The sequence below is a fragment of the Rhodococcus sp. MurmanLake-1 genome (genome assembly GCF_056945715.1).
On the sequence record NZ_JBWZNF010000003.1, the window covers coordinates 435,422 to 450,923 of the forward strand.

The window sequence follows — 15,502 nt, forward strand, 5'->3', positions numbered from 1 at the left end:
GTTCAGGCCTTTCCGACTGTGGAGAATGCGGCTGCATGCTGACCGGCTCGTCGTCCGGAGAACACGCAGTCGGCGAGCGACAAGCCGCTCACATACGAGTTGGAACAGATACCGACGGCGGTACGGCCGGCGGCATACAGGCCAGGGATACCCTCCCCGGCCTCGTTTTTCACCATGCCGGACGACTCGTCGACCACCAATCCACCGAGCGTGAGCATCGGGCACGGATTCATCATGTTGGGCTTGATCGAGACGTCGTACATCGTGAACGGCGCAGACAGTATCGGCCTGACGAAGTCCGACGGTTTGCCCATCGGATCAGGTTGTCCGGCAGCGGCAGCGGAGTTGTGCGCGTCGACGGTGGCTTGAAGGCCGGCGACGTCTATCCCCGCTTTACGGGCGACCTCGGCAATGGTGTTGCCACGCACTGCGGTACGCATCATGCCAGTGGTCTGTACCCGCTGGAACCACATCGACTGGTCACTGATCTGCGATTTCGCTTCGCGAACGAGTTCGGAATCTGCCAGCAGCCAACCGATTCCGTTGCTCTTCTCTGCCATCGCCTGACCGAGAGCGGCACCGTAACGTGACTCGTCGACGATTCGCGCACCGGATTCACCCACCAGGATGGAACCGAGAAAAGCACTCGGCGGGACGATGAATCGCCAGGCGGAAACATTGCCGAGCTTGTCGGTGGCTCCCCCGGCTTCGATACCGAGGTTGATGCCTTTGCCGTCGTCCCCGGAGGTGCCGAGCGGGATACCGCCCTTGTAGGCGGGGGCATGGGTGCGCATCATCTCGCGATTGGACACGAAGCCGCCGGCGCTGAGGATCACGCCGCCGCGTGCCTGGACGCGAATCCGCTTAGCGTGCTTCTTCTCGATCTTCGCGATGAGTGCGTCGAGAATCGTGCGCAACTGCGGCGCGTAGACGCCGGGCTTGGAGGACAGAGATCCGAGCGTCGCGTGACGGCGACGAACTCCGGCAGGTGCGTCACGAAGAGTCAGTACTTCGACGCCGATCACCCGGCCGTCCTCGATGATCAGCCGGTCCGCTCTCGTCTGGCCGAGCAACTGGACGCCCTTGGCCTCCGCGGACTTCGCGAGCGGGCCGTAGAGCATCTTTCCCGACGTGCCACGCCCCTTGGCGCGATGGCCGCGAGGAGCAGGTTTTGCGATGTCACGGAACCCGCCGGCAGATTCGCTACCCGAGTAGTAGAGGTAGTGCTTGTTGCTCGGGTACGACGTCTTGTACGGACAGAGTGAGGCTTCGAACGGCACGCCGTGACTGCGCAGCCAGTCGATCGACGCCGGGCTCTCGTCGACGAACCGGCGCAGGGTCTGCGGCGTCACCGCGTCACCGACCTCGCGGTTCAGGTAGGCGAGCATGGCTTCGGGACTGTCCTCGACACCGGCTTCCTTTTGAATCACGGTGCCGCCGCCGGCGTAGTAGATTCCTCCGGAAATCGTGCTGGCCCCACCACCGAGTGCTCGGTCGATCGCCAAAACCGACGAACCGGCCGCTACCGCTTCGAGCGCCGCACTGGCGCCCGCCACACCGAACCCGACCACAAGGACGTCAACCGAAGTATCCCAGGTCACACCGCACCATCCTCAATCCCACTGCAACGTGTTTCGTTATCAATGACAACGTCCGGAAATACTTCCTGGCAGAAAGCATGGACTGACACCCCCATCATTCTATAACGTGTTCTACATGAGCAAGCAGGAATACGACATCGTCGTCGTCGGCAGTGGTGCCGCAGGTATGACAGCGGCCTTGACCGCAGCCCACCAGGGCTTGAGTGTGGTCATCGTGGAGAAAGCCGCCCACTACGGCGGATCGACCGCCCGTTCCGGTGGTGGGGTCTGGATCCCCAACAACGAGGCACTTCAGGCGGACGGTGTCACCGATACCCCGGAGGCCGCACGTTCCTACCTGCACAGCATCATCGGCGACGTCGTCGCTCCCGAACGCATCGACACCTATCTCGAGCGCGGTCCCGAGATGCTCTCGTTCGTGCTGAAGAACAGCCCTCTCGAACTGCAGTGGGTGCCCGGCTACTCCGACTACTACCCGGAAGCTCCCGGCGGACGCCTCGGTGGCCGCAGTGTCGAGCCCACCCCGTTCGACGGCAACAAGTTGGGCGCCGACCGCAAGAACCTCGAGCCCGACTACGTCAAGGCCCCCAAGAACTTCGTCATCACCCAGGCCGACTACAAGTGGCTCAACCTGCTGATGCGCAATCCTCGCGGACCCCTGCGCGCCATGAAGGTCGGCATGCGATTCCTCGCAGCCAAGGCCACAAAGAAGGATCTGCTGGTTCGCGGCCAGGCGCTGGTCGCCGGTATTCGACTCGGACTTCAGTCCGCCGGAGTACCCATCCTGCTGAACACCCCGCTGACCTCCCTGTACACCGAAGACGGCGCAGTTCGCGGCGTCAACGTCATCGTCGACGGCGAAGAGCAGGTCATCCGCGCTCGCCACGGAGTTGTGTTGGGATCCGGCGGATTCGAGCACAACAAGGAAATGCGTGAGAAGTACCAACGCGCACCCATCGGCACCGAATGGACCGTCGGTGCGAAGGCAAACACCGGCGACGGCATCCGCGCAGGCCAAGAAGTCGGCGCTGCAGTCGATTTCATGGACGACGCCTGGTGGGGCCCGTCCATTCCGCTGACCGGCGGACCATGGTTCGCTCTCTCCGAGCGCACCCTCCCGGGCTGCATGATGGTCAACATGTCGGGCAAGCGCTTCGGCAACGAGGCTGCTCCGTACGTCGAGGCAACCCATGCGATGTACGGCGGTGAGTACGGTCAGGGCGAAGGCGCCGGCGAGAACATCCCGACGTGGATGATCCTCGATCAGCGCTACCGCAACCGCTACACGTTTGCCGGTATCACTCCCCGCTCCCCCTTCCCCGGCCGCTGGCTCAAGGCCGGCATCGTGGTCAAGGCGGGAACAATCGCCGAATTGGCCGAGAAGACAGGGCTTCCCGTCGCATCGCTGACCGAAACCGTCGACCGGTTCAACGGCTTCGCGCGCAACGGCAAGGACGAGGACTTCGGACGCGGTGACAGTGGTTACGACGCGTACTACGGCGATCCCCGACTGAAGAACCCCAGCCTCGCCGAAATCAGCAAGGCTCCGTTCTACGCCATCAAGATGGTTCCGGGTGACCTCGGCACCAAGGGTGGTATCTGCACCGACGTCAACGGCCGAGCACTACGCGAAGACGGAAGCGTCATCGACGGCCTCTACGCCGCTGGCAACGCGAGCGCTCCGGTCATGGGCCACACCTACGCCGGACCAGGCGCGACCATCGGCCCCGCAATGACTTTCGGTTACCTGGCAGTACTCGACATCGTCGAGCGTGCGAAGAAGGCCGAGACCACCGAGGTACCGGCAGCTGAAAAGACGGCGGTCGACCATGCCAATTGATCCGAAGATCGCACTCGGCGCCGAGCTTGCGCCACAAGAGTTCTCATGGACCCCGTCGGACGTGCAGCACTACCACCTGGCGCTAGGGGCAGGTGCTCGGCCGCTCGATCCGAACGAGCTTCGATACCTCGACGACGAAAAACCTCAGGTACTACCCACCTTTGCCACCGTCGCCGCCAACTTCCACGCCACCGAAGCGCCGAAGGTCTCGTTCCCCGGCGTCGAAATCGATCTGGCGAAGGTAGTCCACGGGAGCCAGGAAGTCACTGTCCATCAGCCGATCCCGGCAAGTGGAAGTGGCCGCACCACAACTCGAATCGCCGAGGTCTGGGACAAGGGCAAGGCCGCGGTGATCGTGCAGGAATCCGTCACGGTCGACGCCGAAGGCATCCCGCTGTGGACAGCTCGCTCGTCCATTTTCGCCCGCGGCGAGGGTGGTTTCGGGGGTGAACGTGGTCCGTCGGAGTCGATTACGCTTCCGGATCGCGAAGCAGATGAGACAGTGGTGACGCCTGTGCTTCCACAGCAGGCTTTGCTGTACCGGATGTGTGGTGATCGGAATCCGTTGCACTCGGATCCGCAATTCGCCTCCGCGGCAGGCTTTCCAGCGCCTATCCTGCATGGACTGTGTACTTACGGAATGGTCTGCAAGACCGCAGTGGATACCATGCTCGACGGCGACAGCAGTCGGGTAGCCGGATTTCGGGCCCGCTTTGCCGGGGTCGTATTTCCCGGCGAGAACTTGAGTATCCAGATCTGGAAAGACAATGGGCGACTCCTGATCTCAGCTTCCGTACTGGAGCGCGAAGCTCCTGCCCTGGCTGACGTAGTTCTCACTCTTGTCTGATACCCACCTGTTAGAACTCACCGTAGTTCTCGAACCCGATGGAGTAGCCCGAAGATGACGGCACAAGACGAAAAGTTCCGACTGTCCCGACGAGGTTTCATGGCCGCTGGAGCCGGCGCCGTGGCAGCGACCGCATTCGCCGGCTGGACGCCGGCCTACGCCGTCCCCGCCGGCTCCTCCGGCTCCGCGGGTGGTCCCGTGTCCACCCTCACACCGCCGCCTGCCTTCCCCGAAGGCATCGCGCTGTACCAGCAGGCATATCAGAACTGGTCCAAAGAGATCATGCTCGACGCGATCTGGACCTGTTCACCCAAGACGCCCGAAGACGTAGTCCGCCTCGCGAACTGGGGTCATGCCAACGGCTACACCATTCGTCCCCGCGGTGCCATGCACGGCTGGACGCCGCTGACCATCGTCAACGGTGCGCCGGTCGACAAGGTCATCCTCGCCGACACCACGGTCCACCTCACCGGAGTCTCCGTCAACGCCGGTGGCAGCCCAGCCACCGTCACCGCAGGACCCGGCGCGACCCTCGACGCCATCACCACCGCACTGCAGGCACAGGGCCTCGGGTTCGCGAACCTGCCGGCGCCCGGTGTGTTGACCATCGCCGGCTGCCTCGCCGTCGACGCTCACGGTGCAGCGCTCCCCGCCGAAGGCGAAGCACACGTTCCCGGACAGACTTTCGGCTCACTCTCCAACCTCGTCACCTCCCTGACCGCAGTGGTCTGGAACGGCAGTGAGTACGCGCTCGAGACGTACGCGCGTAGCGATGCAGCGATCAAGCCGCTGCTGACTCACCTCGGACGCACCTTCCTCACCTCCGTGACCTTGCAGGCCGCTCCCAACTACCGCATGCGCTGCGTCAGCCACACCGACATCGGTTGGCAGGAACTCTTCGGTGCCCGCGGAGCGTCCGGACGCACCTTCGAGAAGTTCGTCCGCGAAAACGGTCGCGCAGAAGCAATCTGGTACCCCTTCACCGAACGCCCGTGGATGAAGGTGTGGTCACTTGCCCCCACCAAGCCGCCGTTCTCGCGTGAGGTGACCGGGCCGTACAACTACATCTTCTCCGACAACCTCCCGGAGCCGGTCACCGACATGATCGGCCAGATCAACTCCGGAAACCCGGGCATCGCACCGGCATTCGGGCAGATCATGTACGCCACCACCGTTGCCGGACTCGCCGCGACCTTCTCCAACGACCTGTGGGGATGGTCCAAGGACGTCCAGTTCTACATCCGGGCCACCACCCTTCGTCTGACCGAGGGCGGCGGAGCCGTCATCACCTCCCGCGCCAACATCGGCCAGGTCATCCACGACTTCACCCAGTGGTTCAACGGCCGCATGGAGTACTACCGCTCTATCGGACAGTTCCCCCTCAACGGCCCCGTCGAAATCCGTTGCTGCGGCCTCGATCAACCCTCGGACGTCGAGGTCGACTCGGCAGGCGCCCCCACCATCTCGGCCATGCGCCCGCGCCCCGACCATCCGGAATGGGACACCGCCATCTGGCTCAACGTCCTCGGCGTCCCCGGAACCCCCGGCATGTTCGCGTTCTACCGCGAAATGGAACAGTGGATGCGTAATCACTACAACAACAACGACGCCACCTTCCGCCCCGAGTGGTCCAAAGGCTGGGCGTTCGGCCCCGACAAGCCGTACACCGACGCCCCGATCATCACCCAGGGCCTCCCCCAGACCTACCGCGACGGCGTCCCATCGAGCGACAACTGGGACACCGCCAACGCCGCATACAACGCGTTGGATCCGCACAAGGTCTTCAGCAACACCTTCCTGGACCAGTTGCTGCCCTGAGGTCCAAGCACCAGGCACGCACTCTGACAACTCGACGGTCGTCGCCACTCCCCTACTTTCGGGAGTGCGGCGGCCGTCGTGCGTTGCAGTGAGCGGGATGAAGGAGTCCCCCGCATCCCAACCAGGTAACTGAATCAATCGCGATCAGGATGGATCGCCTCGTGCATACTTTCCACGGCCCTGGCATGAGTTGAGAGCTCGGACCGAGCCGACCGAATCGTGGCGCTGTCGCTGCGCGCCCCCGGCTCGGACGACGACGAGTCCTCTCCGGGGTTCGACGCGCCACCAGCGGGATGCTCGGAGGAGCCGGTGCGCTCTTCCCTCTCCGCGCGGGCGCGCAACAACGACTCGGACTTCGGGGTATTTCGCATCGGAGCATTGTCCCAGATTCATCTCCCATGACTCACATGGAGCGCTCTCACCCCCGGTGACCAGGCCGTTCCTGAACATCGATACCTAGAAAGTTCGCAACAAAATATCTACAGCAGTCAGGGTAGACATTCTTGCAAGGCTGTTGTATCTTTTTTCTCGTAGCAAGGAACGAGTCAAGAGATGCGGGAGAGATGAACTACCCGCAAGCAGTACCGCAGGGCAGGGACGTGCCGGGGCCGAATTCGTGTGTGAGTGTGTAGTCGGACCCGGCACCCCCCTTCAAAGCGGCTACCGGATGTTTTGTGCGAGTCCGGAAGTTCGAAAGAATGCAGTTATGTAAGTAAGTTCAACCCCATCCGGCCCCCGGCGCACCTCGCGCCGGGGGCCCCGTCCGTTCAGCGAAAGAAGCGAGCCATTCCGGCAGATACACCACCGGGGGACCCCTCCGGCAGATTCGACGACGAGAACTATCCTGCGTACAGCATGGGACATGCGGCCGAGATCCTCGGTGTCAGGCAAGCTTTCCTTCGTAGCCTCGATGCCGCGAAACTGCTTACCCCACAACGCTCTGAGGGCGGACATCGCCGCTACTCCCGGTACCAGCTGCGCATCGCGGCCCGCGCGCACGAACTCGTAGCCAACGGCACGGCGCTCGACGCGGCTTGCCGCATCATCATCCTCGAAGACCAACTCACCGAGGCTCGTCGCATCAACGCCGAGCTCCAGCAAGCGCAGGACCGACGAGCGGAATCGGACGCAACGCCGGACTGAGGACTGACGTGACCAGGCACTGGGAGTAGCAGTCACCCCTAACCGTCAATCTGTTCCCTCCCCCTTCGAACTGCGCTAAATTCAGTCAATTGGGACATTGCTAGGCGTCGGTTGCTCGATTTCCACATCGAAGGGATCGCAGGCATGAATTCCTCCCACCACCGCACTCGGGTGCGGCTAGCTGCTCTGTCGATCGCCTTGACCGTTGCCATTGCAACCGCTGCGTGCAGTTCCGACGAGGACTCGGCAACAAACACGAGCAGCGCATCTCCCAGCACCGCGAGCAGTCAGGAATCCAACGAGATCGCGGACCTCGTCCGCCGTCAAGTGGCCGACTTGGGCCTCAGTGCCGCCGTGTTCGGAGTGTGGCGGGGCGACGACGAGATTGCTCTCGGTGCCGTCGGAGAGTCCCCTATCGGAGTTCCGGCGACAACCGACATGCAGTTGCGCGTCGGTCAGCCGATGGAACCGATGCTCTCGACAGTCCTGCTACAACTCGACGAAGAGGGAACGCTTCCCCTCGATCAACCGATCGCGAAGTGGGAACCGAACTTTCCACGCGCAGACACCATCACTCCACGAATGCTGGCCAACAGCACGTCGGGCATCTCCGACTACGTGACCGATCCACAGTTCCTCAAACTCTTCACGGACAACCCGATGAAGGGCTGGACTTCTCAGGAGATCCTGAATCTTGCCAATTCCCGCCCACCGCTGTTCGAACCCGGCACCGGTTGGGCGTACGCGCACAGCGATCTGACGCTGCTCGGCGACGTCATGGAGAAAGCGACTGGAAAACCGCTGGGCGACCTACTTCAGCAGCGCGTCTTCGATCCGCTCGGGATGGATCACAGCAGCGTTGTGCTCACGTCGCAGATGGACGAGCCGATCCTGCACGGCTACACCAATGAACGCGGAGTATTCGAAGACTCCACTTTCTGGAATCCGACGGCTTTCCTGCACAGCGGAAACATGAACGCGCCTGTCGCCGACGTCGGAAAGTGGGTGCGCGCGCTCGGAACGGGAGAGTTGCTCTCCGACAAGGCTTTCGAGCAGCAGATGGCGCCGACGACTGCGGGCTTGGGAAGTATGACGGCGGACAAGTTCTTTTCCTTCGGGACCGGGCACCTCGACGGTTGGCTGGTGATGAACCCGTCGTACGGCGGCTACAACGGGCTTGCGCTCTATTACCCCGACTCGAAGACGACGATCGTCGTCTACGCCACGCTCGGGCCGACAACCAACGCGGACCTCAACAACGCCGTGCCGATGGGCAAGGCCATCGGAACCCTCCTCGAACCGGATCACCCACCGCAGGTCCCGACGCCGTGACGCGCCACACACGCTGGTAGCAAACAGCGTCGGTCGGCAACTTCCTGTTTACGCGCGGATTACCTCCAGGACTTATCGCCCCATCACCATTCTCTTCAGTACCGAACGAAACGCGTCGGACCGCGGGTTGTCTCGCCAGTGAACGAGAACGTAGATAGATGGGGACAGGCCCGATGAGGAAATACGCGATGTCAGTGGCATGCACGGTTGCAGTCACAGCGGGGGTGACTCTTGTGATGTCGGTGCCTGCCGGAGCGGACCCGAATGACAGTGGGTCGTGCCCTGCCGGTGCGGTATTCGCGGTCGGCGGAACGTGGGATCCGACGGGACAAACGACGCAACCCGTCACCGACCGCTACGTGGCCCAGGGTTACGCCTCCAAGCCGGTGACCTACCCCGCCAGCTTCTGGCCGCTCGGCGATCAGACGTACGACCAGAGCGTTGCCGCCGGCGCCCAGACGCTTCGCACTGAAGTCAACGCTTTCCACGCTCAGTGCCCGGGCAGCGAGATCGTCGTCACCGGATACTCACAGGGAGCGCGTATTGCCGGCGACGTTCTCGGTGACATCGCACGCGACGGATCCATTCCGCAGTCGCAAGTCGAAGGCGTCCTCTACGCCGACCCTCGCAACTCGGCCGGGGGCATCGAAACCGTAGTACCCAATGTCGTTCCGGGAGCGACGATGTCCGGAGCACGGGGCGGATTCGGAGACATCGCAGTGCAGGAAGTCTGCATCGAGGGTGACGGCATCTGCAACATGCCCAAGCCGCGTGATGCGCCCGAGGTGTTCGTGGATTCGGTCTTCGGCTACTTCACGAAGCACAACACCTATACGCCGATGATGTCCGAGCCCGCTCCGCCTGCTCCCCCGGCATTGCCGCAGACGCCGTCGGTGCCACTGCAACCCGCTGACGTTGCCACTGCGATCGTGACGCGGGTCGTCGAGAACATCACTCCGTATCTGAGCGCTGCACTCGCCACCGTACTAACGAAGTAGCCGGACGGCTGGCTAGGGCACCATCGCTTCATCTCCACCACCTCCGCAGGAACCACCCGGCTGGAACGCCCTCTACACGCCGACGATGCAGACGTCGAGAAGTTGAGTGCATCCTGCCGCAGGTCGGGATGCACTACTCCGCGTTACGTCTATTGCTCTACAAAACTATTCAAGATCGTGACGCGCAGTCGCTCTCCACCGGCATGGCGCCGCAGGCGGCCGAAGTCGCATCAGTCCGCTTCCTGGCGGCGAGTCGGCAGGTGGCGGAACGTCACGATCGGGAGGAGCGCCGCTAACCCGAGCACCGAGAGGCTCGCCCGCAGCGCAATCAGCCTGGATTCGACGTTGATCTCCACCGCCTGATCGAGTTGCGCCGAGGTCAGTTCCAGCCCAGTGAGACTGGCGCGGAGGTCATCGTTGGCGACGAAACTGACCGAACTGGCCGTTACCTCGATACTGCCGTTGGACAGTAGATCTGGGCTGTTCGTGATACGGACCGAGGCAGACTGCGCGAGCACGGACATCAGGACCGCCCCGGCAACGGCGGTGCCGGTGCACAGGCCGAGAAAGTTCGCCATTCCTCGAGCGCTGCCGATCTCACCCGCGATAGCAGGAGGGTTAGTCTCCATGAGAAGCGCACTGCCCGCACTCAATCCGACTCCGATGCCGAGACCCAAGCACACTTCGCTGATCAATGTCCATGCACCGGACCATTGGTTCGAGATGGTCAGTGCCAACAGAATCGCCGACGCGGCGGCCAGTACATGCGCCCCTGTCAGGAGCCATCGGCACGCAAGCAGTCGCATCAGTGCAGGTGTTGCAGCCGCGGAGACGAGTGCGGCCAAAGAGATAGGTATCAGTATCATTGCCGTGCCCAGAGGGCTCTTGCCCAATACCATCTGGGTGTACAGCGGTAGCAGGTAGCTCACACCGGCCATCAACAGGTTTATCGCAACCAACCCACTCAAACACGCTCGGTTGAGACCAGACTCGAACACCGAAGGTTCGAGTAGCGGTGTTCTTTCTCCCCGGAGCAACAAGTGCTGGCGGGCGGCGAACGTGTGCAGGACGAGGCCGCCGATCACCAGCAATGCGAGCACAGGCGAGAGTCCGAGCACACTCACCGGTGCGGACTCGGCGGCGAGAACGAGCCCCCATGATCCGATCTGATTGATGGCGGCGACCAACAACAGCACCCCGACGGCAGACAGCGCGATACTCGTCTTGTCGACGGACCCACGGAATGGAATCCGGATAAGGGCCACACGTGATGCGATGACGATTGTTCCTGCCGTGATGGCGAGCAAGAGCGCGAAGGGCGCCCTCCATCCCCAGGCTTGGACGAGCAGACCACCAACCAACAAAGCAAACGCGGCACCGATACCGGTCGTACCCGCCAGGACCGATACCGCAACGGTTCGTTGTGGACCGGAATACGCCTGCCCCAGAATCGCCAACGCGTTGGGCACGAGAAGCGCGCCCCCGAGTCCAGCGATCGCCTCGCCGGCAATCAGCATTGAAATATTCTGTGCCAGAAAGCAACACAGCATACCGAACGCATAGATGCCCAGCCCGAGCAGCTGAGCATTCTTGGCACCGAGCACGCCGCTGATCTTGCCGCCCGTGATCGTGAAGGCTGCGACGAATACCCCGTAAGCGACGATCGCCAATTGCACGTTCGAGATGGTGGTGTCCAGGCCGTCGACGATGCCGCTGATCGCCATCGGCAGCGCCGTCACGTTGAACACAGATACCAACCCTGTGAAACACACTAGTACCAGCGGTAGCCAACTCACCCTCGGGTGGGCGTCACTCGTAAGCGCTTTTGTAACGGGAGAGGAAGGCAACGGGTCCGCGGTATCCATGATGCGCCCCTAGGAGGATCTGAGTTGTCTCGACGGTGGCATATCGGTCACGAGCAGCGACGCCGAGGGCGGCCACCTGACTGGGTGGCCCCCCTCCCTGCGAACTGCTGGCTTCGATCAGGTCGGCAGGGTCAGGAATTTCATCGCGGCTGTCTTCTCGAATCGGCGAGAGACGTTGCCGGCAAGCCCTCCTTCGAGGGATGTATCGCCCATCAGATCGAGTTTGCCCGCAGGCGCACCTTCATTGAAGTTCAACTTGTCCAGATCCACCCAGACGACATTAGGTCGCGTGGTCGAGTCGAAGACGTACCGCTTGTTGGTCAAGTCTGCCACCGTCTGCCAGATCGTCTGCGATGCATAGGGTTTGTCCGGGTCGGGGATGCGGAAAGGTTGCGCCGCATTGCGGATCACACTGAACATTCCCGCGACAGCCTCGACTTCACTCTTAGGTTGAGGCAGTCGGCCTACGTAGTATGCGGCGCGGGCGAACCGGTCGGCTGCGAGTGTGGTGCCGGGCAGAGGATTGGCGCCCCCGAAGCCGTCGACCTCTTTGAGAAGTTCGATCTGCTTGTCGTAGGCCGGGGAATTGGTCATCACTAGGTGTTCGCGGCTGTGCCAGACGGTGGCCTTGCCATCCAGGTATTCGATGATCGCCGAATCACCGGTCGCATCGTCCAACGCGAGATGAACTGCAGGCACTTCGCCGGTCGCCGGATCGCCCAGTGGGACAACCTGAACGTCGACGTCGCGGATCCACGCGGCGGCATCGGCAACGGTGGAGAAGTTGTCCAGGAAGTACTGCAGCCAGACCGCCATGCTCAGAGCCGGTCTCGACGTGTCGTGAGTACCGTAATCCGATTCCGCTAGCCACAGAACATGACCTGCTAATCCCGCTTCGTTCATACCGTCGACCGACATCATGTCGAAAGCGCCGGCCACGACACTGCCGTATTCGGCAGTCCAACTCAGAGAACCGCCTACGCCGTCGTCGCGTTTGATCCCACGCGGAAGCGACCACAGGTTCGTACCGGTGTCCCGATGGTAATCCATATTTCGTCCGACAAGAACAGATCCGGCCGCATCAGGCCACATCACCCTGGTACACATTGATTTTGCCTTCCGTAGTTCTTCGAGAACTTCATAGTTGCCCGAGGTCCAGACCGAGATTCAGCTCCGAGACGCCCCTTCGACCACAGCCGAACGGGCACTTTCTCTCAGAAGCCCTCATTGACAAAGACATTCAGAAACCAGCGTCATTCTCGGGGGAGAATGTGGTATTCGTGCAGCAGCTGTCCGATCTCGTTCTCGTCGAGCTTCTTGTCCAGTCTGCGGCGAAGTAGCTTCGGCAACGGCACGCTCTCCTCCTTCTTGTCATTGAGGAAGTAGGTTGCTTGGAGAAGTTTGCGGATGTCGTAGGTGGAGCCGAAAACTTCCGGCACTCCGCGTTCGATCCCGAGCAGGCTGTACGCGGCCTCCATCCCGGTGCGGACCGAGTACTCCGTCGTGAAGATGCAGTCGCGTGTTGTTTCCGCGAACTGGCCGAGGAAGGCGAAGTTGACGGCACCATCCGGTACAACCGCAGGCCGGTCACCGGCCTGACGGGGCATGAAAAAGGAAGTGACATAGGGCATCATCACTGGAACGGTCTTCGCCGCATTGGCCGCGAGTTCCGGGATGTCCTCGACTGGAACGCCCATGTGATAGAGCCACTCTTGGGTGATTTCCTCGCCGGTGCATTCCTGCATCGGCTTGTCGACGTAGTCACCGGGGACGTCGACGAATAGTGAGTAGACCCAGACGACGATCTGATCCTTGGGTTGTTGTTTGAAGTGCGGTTGCCGGTTTACGGTCCAGCTCATCAACCACTTCGAATCTCGTGCTGTCACGATGCCGCCGGTGACTACTCGTCCACTGAATGGGTCACGCTTGCATATCTTTTCGATGTATTCTGGGATTCGGGCATCCAACGTGGTCACTGTCGCTGATTCCCACTTGGTTTCTGCGACGTGCCCACCGAAGACGTCTGGTCGTCCGAATGCGGGGTCTTTTGTTGCTATACGACGCCACAAATCCCACGCTGGAGCGGGGCCCTCGTCGAGTTTCGCCGGCGTGTGATGGTCTCCGTTGTTCGAGTTCTCGGTGAGCGAGCCGATGGTAGTCAACACCAGGTCGCCGTCATCGAGGTCGACCCCACCCAAAACACCCTCGGATTTCCAGTGAATGCGTTTGGCCCGCTTGACTTCACCCGTGATATCGAAGTCAATGTCGGTGACTTCGGTATCGAACCGAAAATTCACTCCCTGATCGAGCAGCCACGTGTACAGCGGCAGCACGAGAGACTCGTACTGGTTGTATTTGGTGAACTTGAGGGTACTCAGGTCCGGCAGGCCTTTGATGTGATGGATGAATCGATGCAGGTACAGCTTGATTTCGAGAGCACTGTGCCATTCCTCGAACGCGAACATTGTGCGCCAGTACAGCCAGAAATTGCTTGCGAGGAATTCCTTGCCGAACACCTCGTTGATGCGCTTGTTCTCGAGTTCGCTACGCGGAGTGAGAAAGACCTTCATGATGTCCTTCTGCGCCTTCGAGTTCAGATTGAACTTGAAGTCTGTGTGCGCGTCCTCACCCTGACGTTCGGTGACGCGCTGCAGCGAATAGTTCGGGTCGTCTTTGTTGAGCCAGTAGAATTCGTCGAGCACGCTGGCGTCTTCGACCTCGATCGAGGGGACAGAGCGGAACAGGTCCCAGAGACATTCGAAGTGATCTTCCATCTCGCGGCCACCGCGAATGACGAAGCCCTTCTCCGGTTCCTTGATTCCGTCGAGTGCACCGCCGGGCAATTTCAACCGCTCCAGGACGGTGATGTTGTTTCCTGCCATCTGGCCGTCGCGGATCATGAATGCCGCACCGGCAAGCGATGCAAGCCCCGAACCGACGAACCATGCAGTCTTGCCGTCCACCCCGTCAGGCTTGCGTGGCCGCGCGAACGCTTCGTAGTTTCCACTGCTGTAATACATTGTTCCCCATCTCATTTAGAGGTTTGGCGACAGGACCCTTCACGGAATGGATGCCGAGTTTTCTCTTGGTGATGTAGTTTTCCTTCGGCCACGCCGAAAGTATTTGCATTACAGCGACACCGGGAGCCAAGATGTTGTAGGGAATACAGCGGCCGCCTCGACGACAGGAGAACGTCGCGACAGCGACAGCGAGATCTGCTGTAAACTAGAATCTTTCGGATACGACGGCGACCGAGCTGTCAGCCGCTCGGAGACGTCGCGTTTGGACGTCTCCGATGACTCGAAATCCCGTCTACATGCGGCGAATGGCGTCTCGCTGATGCCGTACGCCGTGACGTCGAACCCCTTGAAGGCCGTCTCGAACGCGATCGGTGATCCCCGAACGCATGTACCGAGGACTTTGGTTTTCCGGATTGCGATCATTATTTCGTCCTCGAGGTTCAGTCGGCAGTTTTCGCACGGCGGTTGGTCAGCAAGCCGGCGATCCATCCGAGGACGAGTATCACGACGAGGGTGAGCCAGAGTGGGGACTGCACTGAGACCCAAAACAGTTGGATCGTGGTCGCGGCCCGGTTCTGGAGGATAAAGGTCACCGCCTGCACCACCAACAGCAAAGGTGAGGGTGTTACGTGATGCGAGTACTGATCGGGCGGATGCCTGCCGGGTTTCCGAACTCATGGGAGGTACCCCATTCTATGTCGAGTGATATCGATCGAATGCTTTTTCGAAGGAGATACCGGACTCTCCCGTACCGATCCAGTTCTGTTCACGTCTGGCGGCGAGGATCTGAGATTTTGTGTCTCGGCGTGCCGAGGTTTCCTACCCGCGATCCCGGTAATGGCTGAAATCTGGAGCGGAACCAACTGGGATTACGTGGCTAATCGAAACATAACACGAGTGGCGCCGAAATGTCGGCTTTAGATTGCGTAAGCAATTCGCCTTCACACACTGTCTCTCTGGCATTTCGCTTGAACCTGAGGCTTTCTATTCAGTCCAGATGCGTTACTGTGCGTGCGGAACCTGCCTAGAGTAGACACC

General features: G+C 61.3%; 12 protein-coding genes. 6 read left to right on the forward strand and 6 right to left on the reverse strand.

From position 1 onward, the window contains the following. Nucleotides 1-2 precede the first annotated feature (2 nt). Entirely contained in the window at nt 3-1,601 is a 1,599-nt protein-coding gene (locus AC2ETI_RS11995) for an FAD-binding protein (protein WP_483633955.1), read from the reverse strand. Nucleotides 1,602-1,716: 115 nt separating this feature from the next. Between AC2ETI_RS11995 and kstD the strand changes: the two genes are divergently transcribed. From kstD to AC2ETI_RS12010, 3 genes are read left to right on the forward strand one after another with little or no spacing between them, the layout of a single operon-like run. Beyond that, entirely contained in the window at nt 1,717-3,441 is a 1,725-nt protein-coding gene (kstD, locus tag AC2ETI_RS12000; RefSeq protein WP_175413857.1) for a 3-oxosteroid 1-dehydrogenase, read from the forward strand. Then, nucleotides 3,431-4,288 (forward strand): MaoC/PaaZ C-terminal domain-containing protein, encoded by an 858-nt coding sequence (locus tag AC2ETI_RS12005; RefSeq protein ID WP_054782293.1) that lies wholly within the window; start codon nt 3,431-3,433, stop codon nt 4,286-4,288. The genes kstD and AC2ETI_RS12005 overlap by 11 nt, the downstream gene beginning before the upstream one ends. A 54-nt stretch (nt 4,289-4,342) precedes the next feature. Continuing rightward, a complete protein-coding gene (locus AC2ETI_RS12010) occupies nt 4,343-6,106 on the forward strand; it encodes a cholesterol oxidase substrate-binding domain-containing protein (RefSeq protein WP_483633956.1) in 1,764 nt (587 codons plus the stop codon). Between the two features lie 134 nt (nt 6,107-6,240). On the opposite strand, the gene AC2ETI_RS12015 is transcribed toward AC2ETI_RS12010, so the two are convergent. Then, a complete protein-coding gene (locus AC2ETI_RS12015; RefSeq protein WP_125461407.1) occupies nt 6,241-6,477 on the reverse strand; it encodes a hypothetical protein in 237 nt (78 codons plus the stop codon). Nucleotides 6,478-6,961: 484 nt separating this feature from the next. Between AC2ETI_RS12015 and AC2ETI_RS12020 the strand changes: the two genes are divergently transcribed. The 3 genes from AC2ETI_RS12020 (at nt 6,962) to AC2ETI_RS12030 (ending at nt 9,579) form a co-directional block, all read left to right on the forward strand. Then, on the forward strand, nt 6,962-7,249 hold the full coding sequence (locus tag AC2ETI_RS12020) for a MerR family transcriptional regulator (RefSeq protein ID WP_020906139.1): 288 nt from the start codon (nt 6,962-6,964) through the stop codon (nt 7,247-7,249). 144 nt (nt 7,250-7,393) lie between these two features. Next, nucleotides 7,394-8,581: a serine hydrolase domain-containing protein gene (locus tag AC2ETI_RS12025; protein ID WP_046377925.1), complete on the forward strand. Its 1,188-nt coding sequence runs from the start codon at nt 7,394-7,396 to the stop codon at nt 8,579-8,581. A 188-nt stretch (nt 8,582-8,769) separates the two neighbouring features. Then, the gene (locus AC2ETI_RS12030) at nt 8,770-9,579 is read left to right on the forward strand and encodes a PE-PPE domain-containing protein (RefSeq protein ID WP_020968420.1); all 810 of its coding nucleotides are present in this window, start codon (nt 8,770-8,772) and stop codon (nt 9,577-9,579) included. 230 nt (nt 9,580-9,809) lie between these two features. On the opposite strand, the gene AC2ETI_RS12035 is transcribed toward AC2ETI_RS12030, so the two are convergent. From AC2ETI_RS12035 to AC2ETI_RS12050, 4 genes are all read right to left on the reverse strand, one after another. Beyond that, nucleotides 9,810-11,444, reverse strand: coding sequence for an MFS transporter (locus tag AC2ETI_RS12035; RefSeq protein WP_483633957.1), 1,635 nt, complete (start codon nt 11,442-11,444; stop codon nt 9,810-9,812). A gap of 117 nt (nt 11,445-11,561) precedes the next feature. Then, a complete protein-coding gene (locus AC2ETI_RS12040; protein ID WP_134998436.1) occupies nt 11,562-12,551 on the reverse strand; it encodes a linear amide C-N hydrolase in 990 nt (329 codons plus the stop codon). A 146-nt stretch (nt 12,552-12,697) separates the two neighbouring features. Next, nucleotides 12,698-14,464, reverse strand: a complete 1,767-nt coding sequence (locus AC2ETI_RS12045; protein ID WP_060938444.1) for an oleate hydratase — start codon at nt 14,462-14,464, stop codon at nt 12,698-12,700. 440 nt (nt 14,465-14,904) lie between these two features. After that, entirely contained in the window at nt 14,905-15,057 is a 153-nt protein-coding gene (locus tag AC2ETI_RS12050; protein ID WP_225989417.1) for a DUF1049 domain-containing protein, read from the reverse strand. Nucleotides 15,058-15,502 lie beyond the last annotated feature (445 nt).

What these genes read in the sequence shown, in the direction of transcription:
- AC2ETI_RS12005 (WP_054782293.1), top strand. Translation starts at nt 3,431, where the DNA reads ATGCCAATTGATCCGAAGATCGCACTCGGCGCCGAGCTTGCGCCACAA.
- AC2ETI_RS12045 (WP_060938444.1), bottom strand. Translation starts at nt 14,464, where the DNA reads ATGTATTACAGCAGTGGAAACTACGAAGCGTTCGCGCGGCCACGCAAG.
- AC2ETI_RS12020 (WP_020906139.1), top strand. Translation starts at nt 6,962, where the DNA reads ATGGGACATGCGGCCGAGATCCTCGGTGTCAGGCAAGCTTTCCTTCGT.
- kstD (WP_175413857.1), top strand. Translation starts at nt 1,717, where the DNA reads ATGAGCAAGCAGGAATACGACATCGTCGTCGTCGGCAGTGGTGCCGCA.
- AC2ETI_RS12030 (WP_020968420.1), top strand. Translation starts at nt 8,770, where the DNA reads ATGTCAGTGGCATGCACGGTTGCAGTCACAGCGGGGGTGACTCTTGTG.
- AC2ETI_RS12015 (WP_125461407.1), bottom strand. Translation starts at nt 6,477, where the DNA reads ATGCGAAATACCCCGAAGTCCGAGTCGTTGTTGCGCGCCCGCGCGGAG.
- AC2ETI_RS12035 (WP_483633957.1), bottom strand. Translation starts at nt 11,444, where the DNA reads ATGGATACCGCGGACCCGTTGCCTTCCTCTCCCGTTACAAAAGCGCTT.
- AC2ETI_RS12040 (WP_134998436.1), bottom strand. Translation starts at nt 12,551, where the DNA reads ATGTGTACCAGGGTGATGTGGCCTGATGCGGCCGGATCTGTTCTTGTC.
- AC2ETI_RS12010 (WP_483633956.1), top strand. Translation starts at nt 4,343, where the DNA reads ATGACGGCACAAGACGAAAAGTTCCGACTGTCCCGACGAGGTTTCATG.
- AC2ETI_RS12025 (WP_046377925.1), top strand. Translation starts at nt 7,394, where the DNA reads ATGAATTCCTCCCACCACCGCACTCGGGTGCGGCTAGCTGCTCTGTCG.